At 64.9% G+C, this 25,113-nt stretch carries 18 protein-coding genes and 1 tRNA gene; 5 read left to right on the top strand and 14 right to left on the bottom strand.

The annotated features are described in order from the left end of the window. From AC0L3C_RS01285 to AC0L3C_RS01305, 5 genes are all read right to left on the bottom strand, one after another. Positions 1 to 2,123 (bottom strand): tetratricopeptide repeat protein (locus tag AC0L3C_RS01285; protein WP_473406950.1); only part of this gene is annotated, 2,123 nt, incomplete at its 3' end. A gap of 100 nt (positions 2,124 to 2,223) precedes the next feature. Beyond that, entirely contained in the window at positions 2,224 to 2,961 is a 738-nt protein-coding gene (locus AC0L3C_RS01290; protein WP_473261415.1) for an amino acid ABC transporter ATP-binding protein, read from the bottom strand. 11 nt (positions 2,962 to 2,972) lie between these two features. After that, the gene (locus AC0L3C_RS01295; protein ID WP_473261417.1) at positions 2,973 to 4,493 is read right to left on the bottom strand and encodes an amino acid ABC transporter permease; all 1,521 of its coding nucleotides are present in this window, start codon (positions 4,491 to 4,493) and stop codon (positions 2,973 to 2,975) included. Beyond that, the gene (locus tag AC0L3C_RS01300) at positions 4,490 to 5,695 is read right to left on the bottom strand and encodes an amino acid ABC transporter permease (RefSeq protein WP_473261419.1); all 1,206 of its coding nucleotides are present in this window, start codon (positions 5,693 to 5,695) and stop codon (positions 4,490 to 4,492) included. The genes AC0L3C_RS01295 and AC0L3C_RS01300 overlap by 4 nt, the downstream gene beginning before the upstream one ends. A gap of 25 nt (positions 5,696 to 5,720) precedes the next feature. Beyond that, complete coding sequence (locus AC0L3C_RS01305; RefSeq protein ID WP_027517914.1) at positions 5,721 to 6,737, bottom strand: amino acid ABC transporter substrate-binding protein; 1,017 nt, start codon at positions 6,735 to 6,737, stop codon at positions 5,721 to 5,723. Between the two features lie 394 nt (positions 6,738 to 7,131). Here AC0L3C_RS01305 and metC point away from each other — a divergent pair, with 394 nt between their 5' ends. Continuing rightward, positions 7,132 to 8,316 (top strand): cystathionine beta-lyase, encoded by a 1,185-nt coding sequence (gene metC / locus AC0L3C_RS01310; RefSeq protein WP_473278118.1) that lies wholly within the window; start codon positions 7,132 to 7,134, stop codon positions 8,314 to 8,316. A 155-nt stretch (positions 8,317 to 8,471) separates the two neighbouring features. After that, on the top strand, positions 8,472 to 10,163 hold the full coding sequence (locus AC0L3C_RS01315; RefSeq protein WP_473278117.1) for a Na/Pi cotransporter family protein: 1,692 nt from the start codon (positions 8,472 to 8,474) through the stop codon (positions 10,161 to 10,163). A gap of 10 nt (positions 10,164 to 10,173) precedes the next feature. On the opposite strand, the gene AC0L3C_RS01320 is transcribed toward AC0L3C_RS01315, so the two are convergent. The 6 genes from AC0L3C_RS01320 to AC0L3C_RS01345 all read right to left on the bottom strand — a co-directional run bounded on the left by AC0L3C_RS01320 (position 10,174) and on the right by AC0L3C_RS01345 (position 21,385). Then, a complete protein-coding gene (locus AC0L3C_RS01320) occupies positions 10,174 to 10,512 on the bottom strand; it encodes a lipid-A-disaccharide synthase N-terminal domain-containing protein (RefSeq protein ID WP_007591223.1) in 339 nt (112 codons plus the stop codon). After that, the gene (locus tag AC0L3C_RS01325) at positions 10,509 to 11,255 is read right to left on the bottom strand and encodes a glycosyltransferase family 2 protein (protein WP_473278116.1); all 747 of its coding nucleotides are present in this window, start codon (positions 11,253 to 11,255) and stop codon (positions 10,509 to 10,511) included. The genes AC0L3C_RS01320 and AC0L3C_RS01325 overlap by 4 nt, the downstream gene beginning before the upstream one ends. Before the next feature lie 63 nt (positions 11,256 to 11,318). Continuing rightward, entirely contained in the window at positions 11,319 to 12,164 is an 846-nt protein-coding gene (locus AC0L3C_RS01330; RefSeq protein ID WP_473406952.1) for a phosphatase PAP2 family protein, read from the bottom strand. Position 12,165: 1 nt separating this feature from the next. Further along, on the bottom strand, positions 12,166 to 13,908 hold the full coding sequence (locus AC0L3C_RS01335) for an ArnT family glycosyltransferase (protein ID WP_473406953.1): 1,743 nt from the start codon (positions 13,906 to 13,908) through the stop codon (positions 12,166 to 12,168). Positions 13,909 to 13,958: 50 nt separating this feature from the next. Continuing rightward, positions 13,959 to 16,109 carry a penicillin-binding protein 1C gene (gene pbpC, locus AC0L3C_RS01340; protein ID WP_473406955.1) on the bottom strand — a complete coding sequence of 717 codons (2,151 nt, stop codon included), beginning with the start codon at positions 16,107 to 16,109 and terminating at the stop codon, positions 13,959 to 13,961. Between the two features lie 71 nt (positions 16,110 to 16,180). Continuing rightward, positions 16,181 to 21,385: an alpha-2-macroglobulin family protein gene (locus AC0L3C_RS01345; RefSeq protein WP_473406956.1), complete on the bottom strand. Its 5,205-nt coding sequence runs from the start codon at positions 21,383 to 21,385 to the stop codon at positions 16,181 to 16,183. Positions 21,386 to 21,788: 403 nt separating this feature from the next. Between AC0L3C_RS01345 and AC0L3C_RS01350 the strand changes: the two genes are divergently transcribed. Together AC0L3C_RS01350 and AC0L3C_RS01355 are read left to right on the top strand one after the other, a co-directional pair. Beyond that, positions 21,789 to 21,865, top strand: a tRNA-Arg gene (locus tag AC0L3C_RS01350). 200 nt (positions 21,866 to 22,065) lie between these two features. Continuing rightward, positions 22,066 to 22,308 (top strand): hypothetical protein, encoded by a 243-nt coding sequence (locus AC0L3C_RS01355; protein WP_473406957.1) that lies wholly within the window; start codon positions 22,066 to 22,068, stop codon positions 22,306 to 22,308. A gap of 59 nt (positions 22,309 to 22,367) precedes the next feature. Here AC0L3C_RS01355 and AC0L3C_RS01360 read toward each other — a convergent pair whose 3' ends face one another. Together AC0L3C_RS01360 and AC0L3C_RS01365 are read right to left on the bottom strand one after the other, a co-directional pair. Beyond that, on the bottom strand, positions 22,368 to 22,685 hold the full coding sequence (locus AC0L3C_RS01360) for a hypothetical protein (protein ID WP_473406958.1): 318 nt from the start codon (positions 22,683 to 22,685) through the stop codon (positions 22,368 to 22,370). Between the two features lie 70 nt (positions 22,686 to 22,755). Beyond that, on the bottom strand, positions 22,756 to 24,033 hold the full coding sequence (locus AC0L3C_RS01365) for a hypothetical protein (RefSeq protein WP_473261444.1): 1,278 nt from the start codon (positions 24,031 to 24,033) through the stop codon (positions 22,756 to 22,758). A gap of 149 nt (positions 24,034 to 24,182) precedes the next feature. Between AC0L3C_RS01365 and AC0L3C_RS01370 the strand changes: the two genes are divergently transcribed. Continuing rightward, positions 24,183 to 24,410, top strand: coding sequence for a DUF2171 domain-containing protein (locus tag AC0L3C_RS01370; protein WP_247349066.1), 228 nt, complete (start codon positions 24,183 to 24,185; stop codon positions 24,408 to 24,410). A 346-nt stretch (positions 24,411 to 24,756) separates the two neighbouring features. On the opposite strand, the gene AC0L3C_RS01375 is transcribed toward AC0L3C_RS01370, so the two are convergent. Beyond that, entirely contained in the window at positions 24,757 to 24,906 is a 150-nt protein-coding gene (locus AC0L3C_RS01375; protein WP_197031201.1) for a hypothetical protein, read from the bottom strand. Positions 24,907 to 25,113 lie beyond the last annotated feature (207 nt).

The following is a 25,113-nucleotide window of genomic DNA, read 5'->3' on the forward strand; positions in this document are numbered from 1 at the left end:
CCCCCCCCCCCCCCCCCCCCCCCCGCCCCCCGCGCCCCCCGCCCCCCCCCCCGCGCGCGCCCGCCGCCGCCCCCCCCCCCGCCCCCCCCCCCCCCCCCCCCCCCCCCCCCCACGGCAGTCACGATAGAGGCGCCAGCCCGCGAGGAGGCACCGTTGCCGAGCTTGGCTACGACCGGAACGCCCGCATAGAGCGATTCCCAGGTGCTGACGCCGCCGTTTTGCGGGAACGTATCGAGCGAGATGTCGACGTTCGCAAACGCCCGCAGGTGCTCGTGGCGCGGCGTCGAGCCAAGGCAGGTGATATTCACCTCGGCAACGCCCTGCGCCATGAACCGCGCGACCAAATTGTCGCGCAGCATGGGATCGTCAAGCAGAGAATGCTTGATGACGATCTTCGAACCCGTCACCTCCCGCATCACTTTCGACCACACGCGGATGGCCTCGTCCGAGATCTTGTAGATCCGGTTGAACACGCCGAAGGTGACATAACCGTTGCGGAGCATGGGCGGCTCCGATGCAGGTACATCCAAAATGGGATCGATCGTGATCAGGCACGGCAGGTCGTAGACCGTTTCAGCCAGCAGATGGCGCGCCGATTGCGGAATGAAGACGGGATCCGCGAGCACATAGTCCATGGTCTGAAGGCCCGTGCCCGTGGCGTGTCCGAAACCCGTGACCTGGATCGGGGCCGGCTTGCGGGCGAAGACGTGGAGTCTGTTGCCGGTCGAATGCCCTGACACGTCGATCAGGATGTCGATCCCGTCGGCCTGGATACGATCGGCCAACTCGTCATCCGACATCTGCCAGGCGTCGACCCAGACGTCCGCCATGGACTTGAATTCGTCCGTTATCTCATCTTGTAACGGCGAACACGAATAGCAGACGGTCTCGAACCTGGCGTGATCATGATGGCGCAGCACTGGTAACACAGCGAACGCTGCCGAGTGGTTCCTGAATTCGGAAGCGACATATCCGATTAGAAGCCGCTTGTCCGGATCGAGTGCGCGGGGCGCCAACGCCCTTCGCGGCAATTTGGCGCCGATCGCATCCCACCATTGTTTTCGCGCAGCCTGCTGAACCGCGAAATCGGCCTCCGGGAGATAGTCCAGGAAGAATATCTTGCGCCCGATCAAGTCCGCATAATCAGGCGCAATTGCCAGCCCCGCATCGAGATGTTCGAGCGCCGTCGCAATGTCTCCCTGGCTCGCGTAGCAGGAAGCCAGAAGCGCAATTCCAATGTCGGACCGCGGATTTTCCTCGAGCAAGGTTTTGACCGCCGCAATCGCCTCGGCCGTGTTGCCCTTGAGAATGTTGACTTGCGCCTTCCCCTGCAAGGCCACTTCGAGCCTCGGCGAAAGCGCCAGCGCCGCATCGAAGTCCGCGAGCGCCTGCTCCAGCCGCAACAGATCGAGATTGAGCCGTCCGCGCTGCGCCAGAATTGTCGGCGAAGCCGGCTTGATCGCGAGCCCTGCCGCGATGGCTGCGGCCGCCTCTTCATAGTGCCGGAGTTCGATGCATACCATGCCCCTGCCTGCGATCGCTTCCGCGTGACGCGGCTGAAACACGAGGGCGCGATCGAAACTCTCCTTGGCGCGCTGGAACTGGCGTTCGATCAGCTCCGCCATGCCGCGATTGCAAAATGCATCGGCATAATCCGGCTTCAGCCTGATAGCGCGATCGTGCAGCTCGATAGCCTGCTCGGCGAGGCCCATGTGCAGCAGCGTATTGCCGAGGTTGGTCAAGGCGATCGGAGAATTCGGCTTCAGCGCAATGGCCCTCTCCTGGCATGCGCGGGCGTCCTGAAATTTCTGGAGATTGAAATACACTGCCCCGAGATTACCATGGGCATCGGGCGACCGCGGATCGAGCGCGGTCGCGCGCTCCAGCAATTGTTGCGCCTCCTGGAGTCGCCCACCATCATACGCGCGCAAGCCGAGCAGGTGCGCTGCGTCGAAATGATCCGGAACCTCCGTCAAAATCCGGCGGCAGAGTGTCTCGACCTCCGCGTATCTGCCCTGCCCGAGTGCCTGAACCGCGGCGGACATGAGCGCGTCCGCCTGCTTCTTCAATTTCTTTTGCAATCGCGCGTTCTGGAATGCGCGCGCGCCGGCGCTGCTCTGCAAAGTCTCTCTCCGGGGTATGGCTCGAAAAGAGGCTGGCCGATTCGCATGGTGCCAAGCTGGCGGGTCAGTTAGACCAGCGACGCCACCGGATTGCAGGTGCTCAGCGCAGGATCTGGCTCAAGAACAGTTTTGTGCGGGCGTGCTGCGGGGCCGCGAAGAACTGGTTAGGCGTGTTGGCTTCGATAATCTGGCCCGCGTCCATGAACACCACGCGGTTGGCGACCTCGCGGGCAAAGCCCATCTCGTGGGTGACCACCAGCATGGTCATGCCCTCCTCGGCAAGGTCGACCATGGTGTCCAGCACCTCCTTGACCATTTCGGGGTCGAGCGCCGAGGTCGGCTCGTCGAACAACATCACCTTCGGGTTCATCGTCAGTGCGCGGGCAATCGCGACGCGCTGCTGCTGACCGCCGGACATCTGTCCTGGAAACTTGTTGGCCTGGTGCGGAATCTTGACCCGCTCCAGAAACTTCATCGCCGCCGCTTCGGCGTCCTTCTTGGGGATGTTGCGCACCCAGATCGGCGCCAGCGTGCAATTGTCCAGCACGGACAGGTGCGGAAACAGGTTGAAGCTCTGGAACACCATGCCGACTTCGCGCCGCACCGCATCGACATGCTTCAGGTTCGGCCCGAGTTCGATGCCGTCAACGACGATCTCGCCTTCCTGAAACTCCTCGAGCGCGTTGATACAGCGGATCAGCGTCGACTTGCCCGAGCCGGAGGGGCCGCAGATCACGATCCGCTCGCCCTTCTCGACCGCAAGGTCGATGTCGCGCAGCACGTGAAACTCGCCGTACCATTTGTTCAGGCCGGAAATCTTGACGATGGGGTCGGACATGGTGACCTCGATCAGTTGCGGCGGTGAGCGTTGAGGCGGTGCTCGACGAAGAGCGAGTAGCGTGACATTCCAAAGCAGAAGATGAAGTAGATGATCCCGGCGAAGGCGAACCCGGTGAACGCGGTCGACGGCGACGACCATTTCGGATCCGAGAACGACGCCCGCAGCGAGCCCAGCAGATCGAACAGCGCCACGATCGAGACCAGCGAAGTGTCCTTGAACAGCGAGATGAAGCTGTTGACGAGGTTCGGAATGACGTGGCGTAGCCCCTGCGGCAGCACGATCAGTGAGGTCGTCTTCCACCAGGACAGCCCCAATGCCGCGGCTGCCTCGCCCTGCCCGCGCGGGATCGCAGCCAGCCCGCCGCGGACGTTCTCGGCCTGATAGGCGCCCGTGAACAGCGAAATTCCAATCAGCGCACGCACGAGACCATCGACCGTGAAATTGCCCGGGAGAAACAGCGGCAGCATGTAGGTGGCGAAGAACAGGACGGTGATCAGCGGCACGCCGCGCCAGAACTCGATGAAGGCGATCGAGAAGATCCGGATCAGCGGAATGGTCGAGCGGCGGCCAAGCGCCAGCGCAATGCCGATGGGCAGCGAGGTGACGATGCCCGTGACGGAGACCACCAGCGTCACCAGAAGTCCGCCCCACAGGTTCGTCTGCACGATCGGCAGTCCGCCGTGATCGAGCCCCATCAGCTTGATCACGATTGCGATGGCGGCGAAGGTGACGATGCTGGATGTCAGGGCCCGCCCCCCGGTGCGGAGGCCGCCGCCGAGAACGAAGGCAATCAGGGAGACGACCGCGGCCGTAATGGCGAAATCGGCCCAGACCGACTGGCCCGTCCCCTGGAGCTGGTCACGCAGCCAGGTCAGCGGAAAGATCAGCCAGTAGATCGCGGTTCCCACGAGCACGATGACATTGCCGACGACCCACAACAGCGGCGCGGCAGAGGACGTCTTGCCGAGACTGAGCAGAGCCTGCCCGGCGCCGATGATGCTGTCGTCGAACAATTGCAGCAAGTCAGCAGTCCAGCTCAGGCCAAATCCCTTGATGCCGCCGCCATGCAGCAGAAAGAATGCGACCACTGGAAACGCGAAGAAGAACAGGCCTGCGTTCAATCCTTTCGACGGCAGTCGCGGAATGAGCAGCGGCACCAACAGGACCACTGACAGGACCAGCGTGAGGTTCACCCGCCAGCGCTCGGCTTCGGGGTAGAAGCCGTAGATCAATTGCGGCAGCTTGGCCTGGATGTAGGGCCAGCAGGCGCCGACCGCAAAGCCGGCGTTCTCGGCGAGGCAGGCCGTGCGATCCTTGCCGGTCCAGACTGCATCGACCATCAGGAATTTGACGGAAGGAACGACGGTGAACCAGAGCAGCAAGGCGCCGACGATCGTGAGCAGGATGTTGGTCGGCGAGTTGAACAGGCGGGTCCGCACCAGGCCGACGAAGCCCGTGGTCTTCACCGGCGCGGGACGCTCATCAAGAAGTTCCTGGCGGACGAAGCTGGACGTGGTGATATCGCTCATGCGCCGAGACTCCGGCTGACGCGCCAACCGTAGACGCTCATGACGGCGCTGGTGATCAGCGAGATCAGGAGATAGACGCCCATCGTCATGGCGATGATCTCGATGGCCTGCCCAGTCTGGCTCAGCGACGTGCCGGCGAACACGGAGACGAGGTCGGGATAGCCGATCGCGACGGCCAGCGACGAATTCTTGGTGAGGTTGAGATATTGGTTGGTCAGCGGCGGAACGATGACGCGCATCGCCTGCGGCACGACCACCAGGCGCAGCGTGGTGCCGCGGCTCAGGCCCAGCGACGATCCCGCCTCCATCTGTCCGCTGTGAACGGAGAGGATGCCCGCGCGCACGATCTCGGCGATGAAGGCAGCCGTATAGGTCGACAAGGCCAACGTGAGCGCCACGAACTCAGGGATGATCCGGGAGCCGCCGGCGAAATTGAAGCCCTTGAGCTGCGGCAGCTCGAAGCTGAAGGGCAGACCCGCTACCAGCATGGTGACAAGCGGCAGTCCGAACAGCAGGCCCAGCACATAGGGCCAGATCCGGATCACCTGACCCCGCTGGAACAGCGCCCGGCGCGCATGGATGCGCAGCGCCACCGAAGCCACGATGCCGAGCGCCAGCACCGCAAGAAACGCCTCGAAGCCGCTCTCGCCGATCGGGCGGGGAATGACGAGACCGCGATTGCTGACGAAGGCGATGCCGAGCAGCGAAATGCTCTGTCGTGGATTGGGCAAGGCAGCAAGCACCGCCAGGTACCAGAACAGGATCTGGAACAGCACCGGCAAGTTGCGGATGATCTCGACATAGATTTCGCCAATGCGCGCGAGCAGCCAGTTGGGCGACAGGCGGCACAGCGCAACGATGAAGCCGATCACGGTAGCAAAGACGATGCCCACCACCGAGACCACGAGCGTATTGAGGAGCCCGACAAGGAACACGCGCAGGAACGTGTCCGAGCCGGTATACGAAATCAGCGTCTGATTGACGTCGAAACCGGCGTTGTTCGCCAGGAAGCCGAAGCCCGCCGCAATGTGCTGGTTCTCGAGGTTGGCGCGGGCGTTGGAGACGATTTCATAGGCAATCCAGCCCAGGACCGCGGCGAAGACAAACTGGACGGCGATGCCGTTCCAGCCTGTCTTGCCCCCCAGCACGCGCCTGATCTTCAGCGCGATCTGGGGCGGGGGTTTGCGAGCCTCGATGCTCATCGCCGCGAGCGCGGGTCAGGCGGGATCAGCGGATCGGCGGGGCGTATTGGAGACCGCCCTTGTTCCAGAGATTATTGAGCCCCCGATTGATACCAAGCGGCGAGCCTGCGCCGACGTTGCGGTCGAACACTTCGCCGTAATTGCCGACGGCCTTCACGATGCGCACCACCCAATCCTTACTCAGGCCGAGCTGTTCACCGAAATTGCCGTCGGTGCCGAGGACGCGCTTCAGCTCCGGATTTTCCTGTTTCGTCTTCTCGTCGACGTTCTTCGCGGTCACGCCGAGCTCTTCGGCGGTGATCATGGCAAACAGCGTCCATTTCACGATGTCGAACCATTGGTCGTCGCCGTGGCGCACCATTGGTCCGAGCGGCTCCTTCGAGATGATTTCCGGCAGCACCATGTGATCGCCGGGATTGGCAAGCTTCAGGCGGTTGGCGTACAGCCCCGACTGGTCGGTGGTGAAGACGTCGCAGCGCCCGGCCTCGTAGGCCTTGACCGTTTCGTCGTTGGTGCCGAACGCGATCACCTCGTACTTCATGTTGTTGGCCTTGAAGTAGTCGGCGAGATTCTGCTCGGTGGTGGTGCCGGTCTGGACGCAGACCGAGGCGCTGTTGAGCTCGAGCGCCGAGTTCACCTTGAGCGACTTCTTCACCATGAAGCCCTGCCCGTCATAATAGGTCACGCCGGTGAAGTTGGCGCCGAGCGAGGTGTCGCGCGAGATGGTCCAGGTGGTGTTACGCGACAGCACGTCGACTTCACCGGATTGCAGCGCCGTGAAGCGGTCCTTGGCGGAGAGTGGCACGTATTTGACCTTGGTCGGATCGTTGAAGATCGCCCCGGCGATCGCGCGGCAGACGTCGACGTCAAGCCCGGTCCAGTTGCCCTTGTCGTCCGGCGAGGAGAACCCGGGCAGGCCCTGACTGACACCGCAGGACAGCATGCCCCGGTCCTTGACGGTCTTGAGCGTTTGCGCATCGGCGGCTTGGGCAGTCAGGCCGGCGGCGAGTGCGAGAGTGAGAGCCAGGGTTACGCGTTTCATGGGCTTTGGGCCTTTCAAAGTCGTCTCAAGGTCAGGAACGTTGTCTTTGCGATCGTCTCTGCCAGGGCTAGCCGTATCAAGACCAGCCTTGCAAGAGTCATGCTGGAAAACCTTGCCGATCACCCGCCGATCCCGGGAGGCCCTACCTTAATCCCCGCCGAAAGGCGCCCGCCGTTACGGCTGTAGCGCATGGTCCGGTCAAGCGATGGATCGAAGGTCGCGGCAGGCCCCTCAACATGCGGCGACTGAATAGCACTGCGATAACAGAACGACTGGCGTGCCGGGTCAAGGGGTTGACGGGACTCTTCTGTGTTCTGTTATTAACGACAGCGGCCTTTCGGCCAGCCCGCGGGCGTAGCGCGCCTAGTGGAAACGCGGTTTTGAAAGCAGACGCATGGATTCCTCACACCCCTCCGATCAGCACGCCGAGACCCGGCTGGTCACCTCCGGCCGCGACACCAAGGCGCAGAAGGGGTTCGTCAACCCGCCCGTTTTCCACGGCTCGACCGTGCTCTATCCGACCGCCGAGGACCTGCACGCCCATCGCGGCGAGTTCCAGTACGGCCGGCACGGCACGCCGACGACCCGGGCGTTCCAGGAGACCCTGATGGCGCTGGAGGGGCCGCAATGCGCCGGCGTCGGCATCGTGCCGTCGGGGCTGTCGGCGATCTCGACCACCCTGCTCTCGGTGCTGAAGGCCGGCGACCACATCCTGGTCTGCGACAACGTCTATCGGCCCTCGCGCAATTTTTGCAACGGCATGCTCTCCCGCTACGGCGTCGAGACCACCTACTTCGATCCGATGATCGGCGCCGGCATCGACAAGCTCTTCAGGCCCAACACAAGCGCCGTGCTGGTCGAGGCGCCCGGCTCGCAGTCGTTCGAGATGCCCGACATCCGCGCCATCGCCGAGGTCGCGCATGCGCGCGGCGCGCTCGTCATCGACGACAACACCTGGGCGACGCCGCTCTATCACCGCTCGCTCGAACAGGGCGTCGACATCAGCATGCAGGCCGCAACCAAATATATCGGCGGCCATTCCGACATCATGTTCGGCACCATCTCGGCCAATGCCAAGGCCTGGCCGCAGGTCGCCGAAGGCATCCGCCTGCTCGGCGTCTGCGCCGGTCCCGATGACGTCTTCCTGGCACTGCGCGGCCTGCGTACGCTGTCGGTGCGGCTGGCGCAGCATCATCGCTCCGGACTCGACATGGCGCGCTGGCTTGCGAGCCGTCCCGAGGTCGCGCGCGTGCTGCATCCGGCGCTCGAGACCGATCCGGGCCATGCGATCTGGAAGCGCGACTTCACGGGCGCGTCCGGCCTGTTCAGCATCGTCTTGAAGCCGGCGCCGCAGAAGGCGGTCGACACCATGCTCGATACGCTCAAACTGTTCGGCATGGGTTTCTCCTGGGGCGGCTTCGAGAGCCTGGTGATTCCCTTCGACTGCGATGGTTACCGTACCGCGACCAAGTGGGCCCCGGGCGGCCCGACGCTGCGTCTGCATATCGGGCTCGAAAGTGTCGACGACCTCAAGGCCGACCTCGATCGCGGCTTCGCTGCCCTCAAGGCAGCAATGTGAGCCTGCTCACAAGGCATCGCGCCTGCGGACGCGCCAACGCGCGCCGCGGGAACGCGCAGCTGCCGCAAACGTTAACGTCGACGCGCCAACAATCGGTTTGATCCCCTGTCGTTTGGCGCTAGCCTCACCAATCGACTCCAATCCGGACACGGAGCATGGGAACGTTGGTACTGCTCGATCTGATGGGCGGCGTGGCGTTGTTGCTGTGGGGCCTGCACATGGTCCACAGCGGGATTCTGCGCGCCTTTGGCCCGGACCTGCGACGGCTGCTCGGCAAGGCTCTCGGCAACCGCTTCAACGCGTTTGCCGCCGGTCTTGGGCTGACGGCGCTGCTCCAGAGCAGCACCGCCACCGCGCTGCTCACCAGTTCGTTCGCAGCCGAGGGCCTGCTCAGCCTGGTCACCGCGCTCGCCATCATGCTCGGCGCCAATGTCGGCACGACGTTGATCGTGCAGGTGCTGTCGTTCAACATCGCCGCCGTCGCGCCGGTCCTGTTCGTGCTCGGACTGGTCGCCTTCCGTGTCGGTCCACGCTCGCGGATCAAGGATGTCGGCCGTGTCTTGATCGGTCTCGGACTGATGCTGCTGTCGCTGCACATCCTGCTCGACACGCTGGCGCCAGCCGAGAACGCACCGGGCGTCCGCGTCATGATGTCCTCCATCACGGGCGATCCCGTTCTGTGCATCGTGATCGCAGCGCTCGTCACTTGGGCGGTGCATTCGAGCGTCGCCAGCGTGCTGCTGATCATGTCACTCGCCTATTCGCAGTTCATCTCGCCTTACGCGGCGCTCGCACTGGTGCTCGGCGCCAATCTCGGCAGCGCCATCAATCCCGTATTCGAAGGCGCCAAGCGTGACGATCCCGCCAGCTATCGTCTGCCGGTGGGCAATCTCGTCAATCGCGTGATCGGGATCGCGCTCGTCCTGCCCTTCCTGGGCCCGATCGCCGAGCACATGCACGCCTGGCAGCCGGATCTTGCCAGGATGACGGCGGCGTTTCATATCGCCTTCAACGTCGGAACGGCCATCATCTTCATCGGCCTGCTCGATACCATGTCGCGCCTGCTGACGCGGCTCCTGCCCGATCGTGTTCAGGAGGCCGATCCGGCCCGGCCGCGCTATCTCGACGAGACCGCGCTGGAGTCGCCATCGCTGGCGCTGGCCGATGCCGGCCGCGAAACCTTGCGCATGGGCGATCTCGTCGAAATCATGCTGCGCAAGGTGATGACGGCGATGATGAGCGGCGACCGCGCGCTGGTCGACCAGGTCTCGAAGATGGACAACATCGTCGACGGCCTCGACGAAGCCATCAAGCTCTACGTGACGAAACTCATGCGGGGCAGCCTCGACGAAAGCGAGGGCCGGCGCGCGATGGAGATCATCTCCTTCGCCATCAATCTGGAACATATCGGCGACATCATCGACAAGAGCCTGAGCGAGCTTGCGACCAAGAAGATCAAGCGCCGCTTCCAGTTCTCGCCCGAGGGCGCCGAGGAGCTCGCCGCCTTCCACAAGCGCACGATGGATTCGCTGCGCATCGCCTTCGGGGTCTTCATGTCGGGCGACGCCAACGAAGCGCGCAAGCTGCTGGTGGAGAAGACTGCGCTGCGCAACACGGAGCTTGCCGCCGTCGAGCGCCACCTCGACCGCCTCCGCGAGGGCCGTCCCGAGACCATCGAAACCACGTCGCTGCATCTCGACGTGCTGCGGGACCTGCGCCGCATCCACTCGCATATCTGCTCAGTCGCCTATCCCGTGCTCGACGCGGCCGGCGAGCCCCATCGCAGGCACGAGGCGGGGACCGCCGCCCTGCCTGCAACAGGCGCGGCGTCAGCATTGCCGCGCTAGTCGCCTTGGATCAGCGCTCCAGCGTCTTTGACGCGCGGCCGCGGTTCTTCACGATCAGCATGATATTGCGTATATAGATGATGGTCGCGAGCGCCTGGCCGAGGATGATGACAGGCTCGCGCTTGACGACGCCGTAGACCAGCGTCATCAGTCCGCCGCCCATGGAGCAGAACCAGAACGCCATCGGCACCACGCTGTTGCCGGCGCGCTCGCTCGCGATCCACTGCACCAGGAAGCGCGCCGTGAAGAACAGCTGCGCGACGAGGCCGAACGCCAGCCAGAAGTCGAACTTGGCGACGAAGACGTCGTAGAAATAATTGCTCAGCGCCTGACCGTATTGGATGATCATGCCTTCACCTCAGTCACTTCCGGCGTCGGCTTCTTGCGGCGGATCAGCCACCAGACGCCCACGAGATCCATGATGCCGATCCACAGCCGGTCGAAGAAACCGTAGTTAGATACGCCGGAATGTCGCGGGCGGTCGATCACGTCGACATAGGCGATCTCGTAGCCCTCGCGGCGCACCAGCGCCGGCAGGAAACGATGCAGCCCGTCGAAATAGGGCATCATCAGGAACACCTCGCGCCGGAACGCCTTCAGGCCGCAGCCGGTATCGCGCGTCCCATCCTTCAGGATCGCGTTGCGGACGCCGTTGGCGACACGCGACTGGAACTTCTTGAAGCCGGTATCCTTGCGGCCGACGCGTTGTCCGGCGGCAAGTCCGACCTTGCTTCCGTTCTCGACAGCCGCGATCAGGTCGGGCAGGAAGGCCGGATTGTTCTGGCCGTCGCCGTCGAGCGTCGCCACGATCGCGCCGCGTGCCGCACGCACGCCGCTGCGCACAGCCGCGGATTGGCCGCCCGATTTGGCATGGCGCAGCTGGCGCAGATTGTCCCGCTGCTTCATGACCGCGCCGAGCCGTTCGCCGGTCGCGTCCGTCGAACCATCATTGACGTAGATGATCTCATAGGCCCAGCGGCCGTCGAGCGCCGCGCCGATCTCCTCGATCAGCGGCACGATGTTGTCGGCTTCGTTGCGCACGGGAACGACGATGGAAACCGAGGGCTGGAAAACCGAAGGCTGGGACGACAAATCGAAGCTCGTGGTTGGAATTGGCTTGGCTCGGGAACCGGCGGTCCCGGCAGGCAGCCGCTTTTATGGGGCGGATGCCCCGTGGGCAACCCTTTTGAGGCGGCCTGAGACTGCCCCCGCAAGAGGCACAATGGTGCCGTCGGCACGGATGGCAAAGCCGAGCCTGCGGGCCGCGAACCAGTAGCGAACCGCCATCACGCCGACCATGCCGACCAGGGCGCCGGCCACCACGTCACTCGGGTGGTGCGCAAGCAGGACCAGTCGCGTCAGCAGGATCACGATCGCGTAAGTGAACATGAACACGCGCAGGCGCGGCCACAGCGCCGAGACTGCAAACGCCAGCGCGAACGCCGTCACCGCATGCCCCGACGGCAGGCTGGCATAGGCCCCGGTCCCCTCGAACGGGATGAAGTTGAAGGGATTGGCCTTGCCGCCGACGAACGGACGTCCGCGGCCGATGAGATATTTCAGGATCTCGGCGACGAATATCGGCACGGCAACAGACAGAAACATGAACTGCAGTCGCGTGCCGAGGCCGAGCAGCAATGCGCGGCTTGTGCCGTGCAATCCCGCCGCAACCAGCACCAGCACCACCAGCACACCCCCGAGCGCCGAGAGCACATACTCGTCCTTGCCGAAATCGGTGAGAATGCGGATCGGCCACAGGCCCGGCGTGCCACGCGGCGGCATCAGCTGGATCTCGGTCAGGTCGAACACGACCATCAGCGCGATGACCAGGGCTGCACCTGCCGCACTGAGCCACAGCGAATGCCGCGCCAGCTTTCGCGCGGCCTCGGCGCGGCGCGAATGCGAGGGCGTACGCACGAGCTGCGCCAGGGCGCGCCCGGACATGGCAAGCAATTGCGCGGGATAGCTCGCGCGCGGCGCGATGTCGGTGGGCGCCGACATTCTACTCGGTGCCTTCCGAGCGGAAGATCGAGATCGAGATCGCACGCCCTTGCGAGAAATTATAGCCTTCGATGCGGGTACCAACCTTGTAGCGCAGCCCGATCGCCTCAGCGCGCTGCACGAAACCGCGCTCCGAACGCTGCTCGATCAGCGCGAACCGGCAGCTTCCTTGCCGCAGGAAATCCGCAGCGCCCGAACCGTCGGTGAGCAGCGTCTGCGTACCCGTGAGGAAGACGAGGCTCGGCTCGTGATAGCCGGCCGCGGCCGCCTTCGGGCCGACGCAGGTGACGTTCCGAAGCGCGCGTGCGATCTCGATGCTCGGAAACAGCGGCGTCAGCGACGGCAGCACGATCCCGTAGACCGTCACCGCGAGCATCAGGGCTGCGACCAGCGCGTTGAGCAGCGAGCGCTCGGCGTGATTGTTGTCATGAAGCCACCAGGCGAACAGGCCGAAGATCAGCGAGGCCGCGATGAACGGCCAGGCCACGAAAGCAGGCTGCCGGGTCAGCATCACCGCGCCGACGACCGCGATGATCGAGCCGCCAACGGGGATCGCGAACCACCAGGCCGAGCCGCGCATCAGCCAGGACCACGACAGCACGCGCCGCTCGAGCGCACCCGCGGTGAGGATCGCGATCGCAGGATACAGCGGCAGCACGTAATGCGGCAGCTTGGTCAGCACCGCCTCGAACACGATCCAGGACGGGACCAGCCAGGCCAGCAGGAATTGCGCGCCGGGCTCGCGCCGCGCGCGCCACACTGCGGGCGCCGCCATCGCCGCGAGCGGCGCGCCGGGCCAGAATGTGATCCAGAACAGCGCCAGATACAGTCCGGGCGGCGCGCCGTGGGATTCCTGCGCGCCCAACTTGCTCAACATGTCGCCGCCGACGGAATCCGCGAAGAAGGCATCGCCCGCGCGCCAGAAGATCGCGACGAACCAGGGCAGCACCAGCACCAGCATCCACATCAGGCCCCAGAGCGGTCGCAGCTTCCATAGCCAGGAGGCATCGCGGTCCTGGATCGCGAGCGCGACGATGGTCAGGCCTGCGAACATCAGGATCAGCGGGCCCTTGATCAGGATGCCGACAGCGAGAGCCGTCCAGAAGATCGCGGGCCAGCTCCAGGGCGGATGCGTCTCGTCCTCGGCGCGCTGCCAGGACAGATACGCCCGCGCCATCGCGCCAATCGCAGCGGTCACGCAGAACAGCAGCATCGCGTCAGTCTTGGCAAGCCGCGCCTCGACCCCGAGCAGCACGGACGCACACATCAGAAGTGCTGCAAGCACCGCGGCGCGCCGCGTAACGAAGCCAAGCGCCGTCCAATAGGTCATGAGCACGGCACCGATGGCGCCGATCAGCGACGGCAGCCGGTAGACCCAGATCCGCAACTCGGCCCGCGGCAGGCCCAGCGCCGATGCTGTCTCGACCGCGGCCGATTGCAGCCAGTAGATGCCGACCGGCTTCTTGTAGCGGACGTCCTCCTGGAAGCGGATGTCGACATAATCGCCGCTCTCGACCATCTGCTTGGTGGCCTGCGCAAAGCGCGCCTCGTCGCGGTCAACCGGCGGAATCGTAAAGAAGCCCGGCAGGAATAGCAGCAGCGCGCACAATAGCAGGAAGCTCACCGCGCGGACGTGGGTGGCCGTGGCGATGTCGAACATGGACACGAGCCGGCTGCCCGGATTCACCGGGGATTTCGGCTCGCGGGGAGCTCCAAAACGGGGTGTTGGGTAGGTCTCGGCCATCGGTTCCGCTTACGCTGAAACCGCCATCGCCACAACCGCTTGAGGCAGGGTCACTGAATTCGAATGACAACTGTGTCCGCGGCGCCCGTGGCATCGATGACGGTCAGCCGCGCAAAGCCCGGACCGGGCGGATCGATCAGCCGCTGGCGCCGTCCGTCAATCTCGCCCTGCGCCGTTCCGTTAACCATGACGGTCATGGGCAGGACGCCGCCGGCGACCTTGACCGGCATGGCTGCGCCGCCCTCGCCACCCGAGCGATCGACGTCGATCCGCGAGCCGTTCAGCGGAAACTGGATATGCAGAGCCTGCTCGCCCCCGGTTCGCACTAGGTCCCCGACCGGGCGGAACCGCCTCAAGGGTAACGGCAGCTTGGCGTTGCTGGCAACGAGAGTTCCTTTCGGCGGCTTCGGCAACGGGAGGAGCGTCTTGCCGGTGCGGGCGAAGGCGTCGAACAGGATCGGCGCGGCGGCAACCCGACCGATCAGGCCCGGAACCGGCGCGCCGTCGGGCCGGCCGACCCAGACGCCGATGGTCATGCGCCCGTCAAATCCCATCGACCAGGCGTCGCGGTAGCCGTAGGAGGTGCCGGTCTTGAAGGCGATGCGGTTGTGAGCCGCGTTCTCCGGCGGCGGGGTGCCGAGCAGCACATTGCCGACCTGCCACGCCGCGACCTGATCGAGCAGCCGCAGCGGCTCGCGGTCGTCCCTCTCGCTCATGATCTCGCGCAACGGCCTGGTGGTGCCGAGCCGGGCGAAGCCCGCATAGAGCTGGGCGAGGTCCTGCAGCGTCACGCCGACGCCGCCAAGGCCCATCGCAAGTCCCGGCGCCTCGTCCTTGGGCAGCACCAGATTGCCACCGGCCTGGCGCAGCCGCGAGGCCAGCCGGCTCGCGCCGACGCGGTCCAGCAGCACGATCGCGGGCACGTTCAGCGACAGCTGCAGCGCCTTCTTCACCGCCACCGTGCCCTGGAACGTCATGTCGAAATTTTCCGGCGCGTAGGAGCCGAAGCGCACGGGCCGATCGTCGATCAGACTGTCGGGGTGAACGAAGCCGTCCTCGAAGGCGAGCCCATAGATGAACGGCTTCAGCGTCGAGCCCGGCGACCGAATGGCGCGGGTCATGTCCACCTGCCCTGCCCGGCGCTCGTCGAAATAATCCGCCGAGCCGACGCGCGCGAGCACGTCGCCGCTCTCATTGTCGACGACGATGATGCCGACCGAGATGTTCCGCCCCAACGCAATGGCACGATCGCGCGCCAGCGGCTCCAGTACCTTCTGGAGGTTGGCATCGAGCGTCAGCTTGATGACAGGCGCGTCCTTGACCGTCGCAAGCGCCGCATCGGAGGCGTGCGGCGCCAGGATCGGCATCGGTTTGCGCAGCTTTGGCACGGGAACGGCCTTGGCCTGCTTGGCGTCGTCGGGGCTAATTTGTTGTTCCTCGACCATGCGGTCGAGCACGCGGTCACGCGCTTTGCGCGCCGCATCGGGATGGCGATCGAGCCTGCGGGTCTCCGGCGATTGCGGCAGCGCGACCAGCAATGCCGCTTCGGCCAGCGACAGCCGCTTCGGCTCTTTGCCGAGATAGGCGATCGAGGCGGCGCGAATGCCCTCGAGGTTGCCGCCGTAGGGCGCGAGCGCGAGATAGAGGTCGAGGATCTGCTCCTTGCTCAAGCTGCGCTCGATCTCGATCGCACGCACCATCTGCCGCAGCTTTGCATAAAGCGAACGCTGCCGCCGCGGCTCCATCAGCCGCGCGAGCTGCATCGAGATGGTCGAGCCGCCCGAGACGATGTGGCCGCGGGTCCCAAGCTGAAACGCAGCGCGCCCCAGTGCCAGCGGGTCGATGCCGTCATGTGCGTAAAAGCGCTGGTCCTCATAGGCGAGCAGCAGCTTGAGATAGGTCGGATCGACGTTCGTTTTTGTCTCGACCGGCAGCCGCCAGCGACCATCCGCCATCGCATAGGCGCGCAGAAGCTTGCCGTTGCGATCGACGATGGTGGTGGAGACCTGGCGGGCTTCGTCGAAAGGCAGCGGGCCGAGGGAGTAAACCCAGGCGACGAAGCCGACGATGGTGAGAATGAGCGCGAAGGCGGCTATCGGCAGGACGCGACGGCCCCAGCTCCGCGCTCCGTCATGGCCGGGCTTGTCCCGGCCATCCACGTTCTTGCCGGCGGCACCACAGTCCGTGGATGCCCGGGACATCTGCGCGAAGACGCGCTTCGCGCTTTTGCCCGGGCATGACGACACAGTATGTGGCTCGGCTTTCATCTCATTCACTTCGCCGCCCGCACCTCGACCGTGCCGGTCCCGGTGCGGCCATAGCGCGAGGGATTGTACATGTCTTCGACATAGGCCTGCGGCAGCACGTATTTGCCGGGCGAGACCACACGCACGACGTAGGCCACGGTGAAGACCGCCTTGGAATCCGAGGCCCGGTCGACGGCAGCCGTGAAGCGGTCGTCGCGGAACTCGGTGTCCTCTGGCTCTTCGCCATCCTCGATCCAGCCCAGCGTGCCGCTGTCGCCCGACGACACCAGTTTCGGATTGTCGATCTCCAGGCCGGCCGGCAGATAGTCGGACACCATGATGTGGCCGTATTCGGGCTTGGCCTCGGTGATCTTCAGCACCACGGCGAAGCGGTCGTTCTGCTTGACCTTGCTGATATCAGCAGGCTTGCCGTCGAGCGTGAAGAAACTGCGCTCGATCTTGAAGCCGTTCGATGCCGCAGGCTCCGGCGTCACCGGCGAACCCGACACCGAGACCACCGCCTGCACCGGCGCGTCTCCGGTGTTGGTGATCTTCAGCGGCTTGCCCTCCAGGGTCGCGGCCTTGTAGCTGCGGTACAGCGCGGTCTTGACCGGCTGGCCGTCCACCTCCATCGACAGGTTCTCCTTGGCGAGCGCGCGCGCCGCCAGCACCAGCCACGCATTCTCCTGCGTGGAGGTGTAGGGCGTCAGCCCGCGCGCAGTCTCGACCCGCGACACCGCCTGCGTCAGCGTCGCCTTCGGCGCATTGCCTTCACTGGCAAGCGATACCAGCGCCGCGGCATCGCGGAGCTGCGAGCCGTAGTCGGTGCGGCCGAACTCCAGCACGGGTTTTGGGGCGAGACTGTCGAGCGCTGCGCCATAGACCCGCTCCGCGCGGTTGCGGTCGCCGACCAGCGCGAGCGCGGCGGCGAGCTGCGATTTCGCGATGGGAGTTGCGAGGTTGCTCAGCTTGGTGTCGGCGAGATAGCGGAGGTCGCCGATCGGCGCCGCGCCGTTGCGCGCCAGCACATAGAGGCCGTAGGCGAGATCTCGGCCGCCGTCCTTCTCCGGCTCGTTGCCGTTGACGACGGAGTTGCGGATACGATCCAGCGCGGTCTTGAACAGCACGTCCGGGACCACAAAGCCCTTTTCGCGGGCGCGGGTCAGGAAGTCGGTCACGTACGCGTCGAGCCAGGCGTCGTCACCGCCTGCCGACCACAGCCCGAACGAGCCGTTCGAGCCCTGGCGCGCTAGGAGCCGCTCGATGGCGTCGCGGATGCGCTGGTCGACCTCGGTGTCCATGGCCAGATGCGCGCCGGCCGCGAGCTCGTTGACATAGAGCAACGGCATGGCGCGGCTGGTGATCTGCTCCGAGCAGCCATAGGGATAGCGGTCGAGCGCTTTGAGGATCGTCGCCGCATCGAGCGCAGTCGACAGGCTGGCCGAGACGGAGACGCTGCCGGTGCCCGGAACGAGATCGGCGAACATATCCGAGGTCAACGTCAGGCTCTCACCCTTCGCGAGCGTCCGGATCGAGCGCCGCGCCAGGACTTGCGTCGCCGCCTTGACGTCGAGCGCATAATGGCGCGCAAGCGCCAGGCCATTCGGCCCCTTGATGTCGACATCGAGCGTTGCCTGCCCCGCCGCCGTCGCGTCGATGGCGAGCGTGAACGAATTCCGCTGCTTGGCGGCGAGCTTGACCGTGGTTGCGGGATTGCCGGTCATCTTCACCGGCCCGCCCGTCTTCACGTTGATGACGTAGTCGCCCGCCTGCCCCTCGACATTGTCGATCTCGAGATTGACCGTGCCGTGGTCGCCGTTGAGCAGGAAGCGCGGCAGGGTCGTGGTCAGCACGACAGGGTCGCGGATCACGATATCGGTGTTGGCGCGACCGAGCTTGGTCGCGGTCCACGCCACCGCCATCACGCGCGCGGTGCCGGCGAACTCCGGAATGTCGAAGCTCACTTCTGCCGTGCCGTCGGCGGCAACGGTGACGATGCCCGAATAGAGCGCGAGCGGCTTTTGCGCGGGCGGCGAGCCCTGGAGCTCGGCGGCACCGGCGTCGCCGCCGGACTTGATCTGCCCGCGCGTGCCCGACATGCCGTCGATGAGTTGCCCATAGAGATCGCGGATCTCCGCGCTCAGGCGGCGCTGGCCGAGATAATAGTCGTCCGGCGCCGGCGGCTTGTAATTGGTGAGATTGAGGATGCCGACGTCGACCGCGGCGATGACAATCTTGGCGTCTTCGCCCGGATTGAGCCCGTCGAGCTTGACGGGGATCTTCAACATTGCATTCGGCCGGATGAGAGCCGGCGGCGTCAGCTTCACTTGTAACGTGCGGGTCTGCTTGTCGATGCCGAACCATTTGAGTCCGATCGCCCGGCCCGGCATGCGCTGCGCGGCCGCATCGAGCGGCCGGCGCAGCGTCGCCACCACATAGGCGCCGGTGCCCCAGTCCTTGCCGACCGGGAGCTTCACCTGCGCGGTGCCTTCCTTGACGTCGATGGTCTGCGTCGTCAGCAGGCGATCGCCGAGCACGTTGACGGTCAGCTTACCGGCGCTGCGGACGTTGACCGACACGGTCATCGTGTCGCCCGAGGCGTATTGCGGCTTGTCGATCGAGGTCTCCAGGAGATCCGGCGTGTCGGCGCTGCCGTCGGAATACCAGCCGACGTCGAACTGTACCGAGGTCACGGGCCCGTCGGCGTCGTTCGACTTCACGTCCAACCGGTAGCGGCCGGGCCGTGGCGTCAGCGAAATCCGCGACGGCTTGTCCTCGGCGACGGTCACGTCGCCATCAGAAACGCGCGAGGCCGATTTGACCGGCTCGTACTCCCAGTAATTGCTCTGGCGATACCATTGGTAGCGCGACTCCATCTTCAGGAGCTCGTAGCGCAGGCCGTCGCGGCGCAGCCTCTCGCCCTCGGGCGAGACGAACACGACATCGAACTCGGCCTTGTCGCCCTCGGCGACGTTCTTGTCGCCGAATAGCGGCTTGATGCCGATCATGGCGGCAGCAGGCGCGACCGGCAGCACGATCTTGCGTTCGACGGCGCGGCCGCCGGTCTCGACCATGCGGACGAAGATCTGCGCCTCCTGCGGCCGCGTCGAGGCCGGCTGCTTGTCGAGCGTGACCGGGAAGGTCGCAACGCCGTTGGCGTCAGCTTCCGGCAGGTTCTCCAGTGGCGTGCGCTCGTTCGAGGTGGTCTCCTCATCGGCGACGCCAAACTGGTAGCCGGCGAAGCCCGGCCGCTCGGACGCGGGCGAGACCAGCATGTCGCCTTCAAGCGCCAGCCCGGAGGCCGGCGCGCCATAGAGGAAATGACCGTCCGCCTTAAGCTCCACTGGAGCGTTAGCTTTGATCAGCTTGTCCTTGGCAGACAAGTCGAATTCGATCCGGTCAGGGACGTAATCCTCGACCATGAAGGTGGTCTCGCCGACCGAAGAGCCCTTCGGATCGGTGAAGGCGCGCACCCGCCAGGTCCCGGTCGGGACGGCCGAGTTGAGCGGCACGGATAAGGTGCGCCCGCCGGCGCCCTGGTCGGACAGCACGGCGCGGCGGTATTCGACGCCGTCGGGACGCTCGATCACCAGGGTCATCGGCCCGCCCGTGACGGCGTTGCCCTGCCCGTCGCGCAATAGCGCGGTGAGATAGACGGTCTCGCTGGAGCGGTAGACGCCGCGCTCGGCATAGACAAAGGCGTCGGCGCCCGCAGGCACGGCCCTGCCCGAAACGCCACGGTCCGACAGATCGAAGGCGGAGGATTTGAGGCTGAGGAAAGCATAGTCGGCCTGCTCACCGGTCACGGTGAGCATCGCCGGCGACAGGCCGCCCTCGCCGCGGGCAAGCCCCGCCTCGAACAGCAAATGGCCGCTCTCATCGGTCTTGCGGGTGGCCAAAATCTCGTTGTTGCGCGCGACCAGCCGCACCTCGGCTTTGCCGACCGGATCGGTCGAGGCCAGCGAATTCACGAAAACATGGATACCGTCATTGCCGGAATAGGCCGTGACGCCCAGATCGGAGACGATGAACCATTGGGTGGCGAGCTGGTAGTCGTCGTCCGAGCCCGGCCCCTTGGCCGCGGCCGTCATGACATAGACGCCGGGCTGGAGTTCGCCGAGCGCCTGGTCGACCGGGAAGGCCGTGGTGACGTCCTGGTTCAGCGTCATCGCGGTCGCGAGCTCGCCGGTCCAGACCTTGACGCCGCGCTCGCCGCCGAGATCGCTGAGCTGGTATTTCGACAGGGTCTTCTGGAAATCGCTGTCGACCACCGTGTTGATCAGATTGCGGTCGCCGATCCGGAACACGTTGATGTTGACGGCTGGCGTGTTGACGCTGACCACGGGAATGCCGCGCTGGCCGGTCCTCGGCAGCACATAGGCGCGACTGGTGAAGCGCACGAAGGGCTTGCGGTCGCGCACATAGACGTTGAACTCGGCCGATTTCGGCAGGCCTTCCTTCACGGTGGACGGCAGGCCGGCGCGCAGATTGATGTTGTAGCGCTCGCCGTGCTTCAGCCCGTCGACGCAGAGCTGCTTGCCCTCGGCCGACAGCGCCGGCTTGTCCTGGCTCGCCAGCGCGAGGTACGGCGCGAAATCGGTGCGTTTTGCCAGCTCCTCCGAGAACTGGAAGCAGGCGCGCGGACTGGCGGAGTCCGAGTCCACGGTGTAGTCGAGCAGCCGAAAACCGTGCTCGTCGCGCATCTTCTCATACTGGCCGCGGACGTCGGCGACTTCCCGCATGTCGAGGGACAGCCGCAGCGCATCCAGCGCCGGCCGCCACAACTTGCGTTCGGACAGCGACTTGCCGAGCACTGCGAGCGCGTCGGCCTCCTCGCCCGCATTCCCGGCGCGCTGGTAGGCGATGTAGGCGGCGGTCGAGGCGCGCTCCAGCAGGAACGTCTGCTCGCTCGAGCTCTTCGGCGATATCTGGAAGATGACCTTTGCCAGGCGCAGCCAGTTGCCGGCGTCTTCCGGCGTGGTCGCCGCGATCTGGCCGAGCACCGACAGGCCGGTGCGGTAGTCGTTGCGCCGGAAGGCAGCATCGGCGTCGGTGCGCAAGCTCGCGCCGCTCTTGGCGACCGGCCCCGCCTCGCCCTTGATCTGCGCCTCCAGCTTGATCGCGGAATCGGCGAGGTCGTCCCGTTTGAAGGCTTTGTCGGCGGCCTGCGCTACGCTAAGGCCGAACGCCAGCGTGGCGCAGAGTGTGACGGCGCGAACAAGACCGATCATGGATGGACTCCCGGAAATCGCGGACGAACGCCGCTTGTCGCATGAAATGCGCGGAAAGGTGACGGACTCAAGGCGATGGAACCAAAGGTGCAAACCGTCGCATTCGCCATGACAAGGCAGGCCCAGAGGAGACCGATCAAGCTATCGCCACGCACGCCGTCCTGATGGCGCAGCAATATCCGACCAGTCGTCCGGCGGCCGTGTCCCGGAAGCTGGCCAGCGTTCCCGGCGATGTGATCCATCGTCCAGTCCGCTGCCGCTCAACCCGGCACCCTGACACCCCACCGTTCCGCTTTGTCGCGGCTTCGCGGAAAACGGTTCGGTTCAGGCTTGGCGAAAGACGATATTTTTCATAATGGCATGGTAGATGAACAGCCGGCTCCCAACCAGGGCGGCTCAAGACGGTCCCGTAGCTCAACTGGATAGAGCATCAGATTTCTACTCTGAGGGTTGCAGGTTCGATTCCTGCCGGGATCGCCAATTTCAGTCTCATCCACCCGGGACATCACCGGCGCACGGCGACTCGATGCACCGCCGTTCACTCGTGAGCCCCGTCTACGATGCGCGCCTGCAGAATCCACCGTCCTTCACGAACGCGTGGGTCGCCTCGCCCCGGGCTTTGATCTTGGCAAACGAGCCCTATCTAACCGCCGAGCGACGTGCGCCCGATAAGGACTTCGATGCCACTATCCGACCTTACGAGAATGGCTATCGCATCTGCGGTGGCGATTGTGGCAATATCGTTCCTGGCAGTTGACGCGGGAGTCGTGAACTCCGGCGTCATCACAAAGCCCATCGCGACGGCGCGGGCTTCCATCGCGGACGCGGCCGCCAGTCAGCACCAACTCGCCTTCGCCGTTCAGGCGTGGGCGCGTCGCGGCCACCAGAAGCCGGCCGTGGAAGAATGCCTGGCGATCGATTGAAACAGCGCACTCGCCGCTCTCGTCTGGCGGATGTAGGCGCAACGTAACAATCATGTCTGTTACAGGCCATTAATCCCCCGGATGAAGATCGTCCAAATCCAGCCGAACAGTGCGCTCAAGGCGGCGACCGATGCGGCGATTGCCGCGGTCCGAGTCCACCAGATCTGCCGCGCGTGCCGTTCGATATCCGCCTCGGATTTTTGATTATCTTTCCAGTTCAGCCATTCCTGGGCGAACCCGATCGTCATGACGGGCGCGGTTCCGATCGCAATCGCTCCTGCGGATGCCGCGTCGGTCTGGGCTAGGCGCGCTCGGACGTTGGCTGCACCCGTCTTTTCAAGCACCGCAAGCCATTGCTGGGACTGTTCGTCTGACACATGCCACGTGCATTCCCTGTAAGGAAACGCTTTCGGTCGCTCTGTCATAGCCTTGCACCGTACTCACCCTTCAGTGTCGCCCCTGATGTCGCGCCCACCACCCGGCAATCGCCGCCGCGAGATCCTTCCACAACTCGGTCGGCAGATCCGGTACCGCCACCCGGACGCTGTACCGATCCGTAGTCGCGTCGTGAAACCACTCGGTCGCCGCGAAATCGAAACCAAAACTGCCGGCGTGGCGAATGGGGAAGCCTTTGCCGCCGAGGTCGCGGCTCATGTCTTCGGCGGCCTGCCGCGCGCTCGCCTCATCGAGGGCGCGCCTGCCGCGAAGCGTGACATAGAGGCCGTGGGTGAAATGCAGCTCGGCCGAGAGCGAAGCGAGCTCGGAGGCGAAATATCGCGCCGTCTGGCGGCCGTTGCGCAGAATCGCGGCGACGCGCCTTTTCGTCAGGGCCCAATAGGCCACTGAGCCCACGAATGGCGGGAAGTGCGCCGGCAGCGCCGCGCCGCCGAGAAGCCGGACGGCATTGCGGGTTTCCGCCGCCAGGCTTTCGGACAGCAGCTGCTCCGCCTTGAGGTCCTTCCGTCTCCAATGCACGAACACACCAGAGCCGAGCCGGCCGTATTCCACCCCGAGCGAATCCAGCTTGTTGTGGCTTCGCACCAACACGACGGGAATGTCCCATCTCGCGGCCCATCTCAGGACGCGCCGGATGCGCCCGGATCTGCCGGCGAAACATGTCGTGTCGAAAATCAACAGGTCGAGCCCCGAACCGTCGCAACGCAAAGCGGCTTCGAACGCTCCGGCAGGGACGCATGAATCCAGCAGGAGAAGCCGTGGCGAGGCCGCCGCAGCGAACGCTTCGCCCAGCGGGAGCCTGGCGGTGACAAGCCGTAAATGGGGGACGAGGCTCTCGATCAGCTCCAGTGTCTCGCCGTAGGTGCCCGGCAGCACCACGACGTCTGCCTTGCCGGTGATTCGTGCGGACGCGAGCAGCAGCGCGGAAATCGCGGCCATGCCGGAGGCGGTATAGACCGCCTCGCTCCCGCAGCCCCGCTCGAGTTCATAGAACGAGGGACCGCGTACCTTGAGGTCAGCGCGCTGATAATCGTAGCTGAACACGAACGGACCGCTGCTGGGAGACGCCGCGTGCGACCAGGCCGTTTCCGTCGCCTTCCAGTCCTGCAGCGCATGTTCCGCGCGTAGCGCGGCGGCGAGCTGAAACTTGGAGTCCACGACCTCGTCGACCGACTGCGGACGAGCCAAATGCAGCGGGCTCCTCAGGCAATCGTTCAGCAGCCCGATTTCCCTGTGCTTTCGTTCGAGATAGGCCTCGGTGGTCTCCATGCGGATCTTGATAAGGGTCTTGATGCGGATCTTGGCAATTGCGACTGCCTTTCAACGTTCGGCGAACGCATTGGCTCCAGACAGTCGGCCCCGCTCATCCTTGCAACGAAGGCCGGTCCTCGCCGTTGACACTGCACAAGGAGAACAGCATGAGCGAGATCAGAGAGCACATGAAGATCATCGGCAAGGACGGCGCCCATGTCGGCACCGTCGATCGAGTCGAGGGCAACCGCATCAAACTGACGCGGAAGGACAGCCCGGAAGGTCACAAGGACCATCATCACTACATCGACACGAAATATGTGGGTGCCGTCGAAGGCGATGTCGTCAAGCTTTCGGTCAATGCCGACGCGGTGCCGAAGTCGGAAGCAGCCTGAGCCAGCAAGTCCCCTCGGGACTTTTGTTTGTTCACGGTCCTGCTCCGCTTCGTTCCCCGAAACGAATCGCGATCGGAAAATCGTCGTCCGAACGAGTCTTAACGCCGCGTTTCGGCGGCTCGCGTCAAGCGTCGAGCGTCACGAGCACGGGCCGCAGCCGATGGGCATCGATGGCGGCGTTCTCGCGCGAAAAGAATTGAAGGGCGCGGAACGAACCTGCGATCAGCGCGTTCGCTATCAAGTGGCGCCGATTTGCCAGCCCCGATCGGCTCTCGAGAACCCCGTGCTCGTCCCCCCGAGCACGGGGTTTTTCTGTGAATAGGGGTAATGTCGTAAGAGCGTGGCCTCAGTCCGTCCGCTCTTCGCGCCGGTCGCGGGCGAGTTGATGCCAGGCCAGGGCCAGCTCGATGAGACGTTGCCGGTCAGGACCTTCGGCCGCCACGGCGCGCTTCATCGCCGCCTCGGCTTCATGCTGTGGATCGTACTTGGTACACATGAAGCCAATTCTAGCCGGACGATCTGGACATGCGCGTGGCAATTTCGCCCGTATGATTGCGGGGTTAACGCCTCCCGACACGGATTTGCGACGCGATCCAACTCACGCATGTTTCGAGCGACCCGCCCCGATTGTGGGCTCGATGCGCACCGATCTGTGAAGTGCGTCACAGCCGGCGCCCGGCGTCTCCGCTAAACAGTCCTCAGC

The organism is Bradyrhizobium sp. WSM4872, assembly GCF_055811715.1.

What these genes read in the sequence shown, in the direction of transcription:
- AC0L3C_RS01290 (WP_473261415.1), bottom strand. Translation starts at nt 2,961, where the DNA reads ATGTCCGACCCCATCGTCAAGATTTCCGGCCTGAACAAATGGTACGGC.
- AC0L3C_RS01295 (WP_473261417.1), bottom strand. Translation starts at nt 4,493, where the DNA reads ATGAGCGATATCACCACGTCCAGCTTCGTCCGCCAGGAACTTCTTGAT.
- AC0L3C_RS01300 (WP_473261419.1), bottom strand. Translation starts at nt 5,695, where the DNA reads ATGAGCATCGAGGCTCGCAAACCCCCGCCCCAGATCGCGCTGAAGATC.
- AC0L3C_RS01305 (WP_027517914.1), bottom strand. Translation starts at nt 6,737, where the DNA reads ATGAAACGCGTAACCCTGGCTCTCACTCTCGCACTCGCCGCCGGCCTG.
- metC (WP_473278118.1), top strand. Translation starts at nt 7,132, where the DNA reads ATGGATTCCTCACACCCCTCCGATCAGCACGCCGAGACCCGGCTGGTC.
- AC0L3C_RS01315 (WP_473278117.1), top strand. Translation starts at nt 8,472, where the DNA reads ATGGGAACGTTGGTACTGCTCGATCTGATGGGCGGCGTGGCGTTGTTG.
- AC0L3C_RS01320 (WP_007591223.1), bottom strand. Translation starts at nt 10,512, where the DNA reads ATGATCATCCAATACGGTCAGGCGCTGAGCAATTATTTCTACGACGTC.
- AC0L3C_RS01330 (WP_473406952.1), bottom strand. Translation starts at nt 12,164, where the DNA reads ATGTCGGCGCCCACCGACATCGCGCCGCGCGCGAGCTATCCCGCGCAA.
- AC0L3C_RS01335 (WP_473406953.1), bottom strand. Translation starts at nt 13,908, where the DNA reads ATGGCCGAGACCTACCCAACACCCCGTTTTGGAGCTCCCCGCGAGCCG.
- pbpC (WP_473406955.1), bottom strand. Translation starts at nt 16,109, where the DNA reads ATGTCCCGGGCATCCACGGACTGTGGTGCCGCCGGCAAGAACGTGGAT.
- AC0L3C_RS01345 (WP_473406956.1), bottom strand. Translation starts at nt 21,385, where the DNA reads ATGATCGGTCTTGTTCGCGCCGTCACACTCTGCGCCACGCTGGCGTTC.
- AC0L3C_RS01355 (WP_473406957.1), top strand. Translation starts at nt 22,066, where the DNA reads ATGCCACTATCCGACCTTACGAGAATGGCTATCGCATCTGCGGTGGCG.
- AC0L3C_RS01365 (WP_473261444.1), bottom strand. Translation starts at nt 24,033, where the DNA reads ATGGAGACCACCGAGGCCTATCTCGAACGAAAGCACAGGGAAATCGGG.
- AC0L3C_RS01370 (WP_247349066.1), top strand. Translation starts at nt 24,183, where the DNA reads ATGAGCGAGATCAGAGAGCACATGAAGATCATCGGCAAGGACGGCGCC.
- AC0L3C_RS01375 (WP_197031201.1), bottom strand. Translation starts at nt 24,906, where the DNA reads ATGTGTACCAAGTACGATCCACAGCATGAAGCCGAGGCGGCGATGAAG.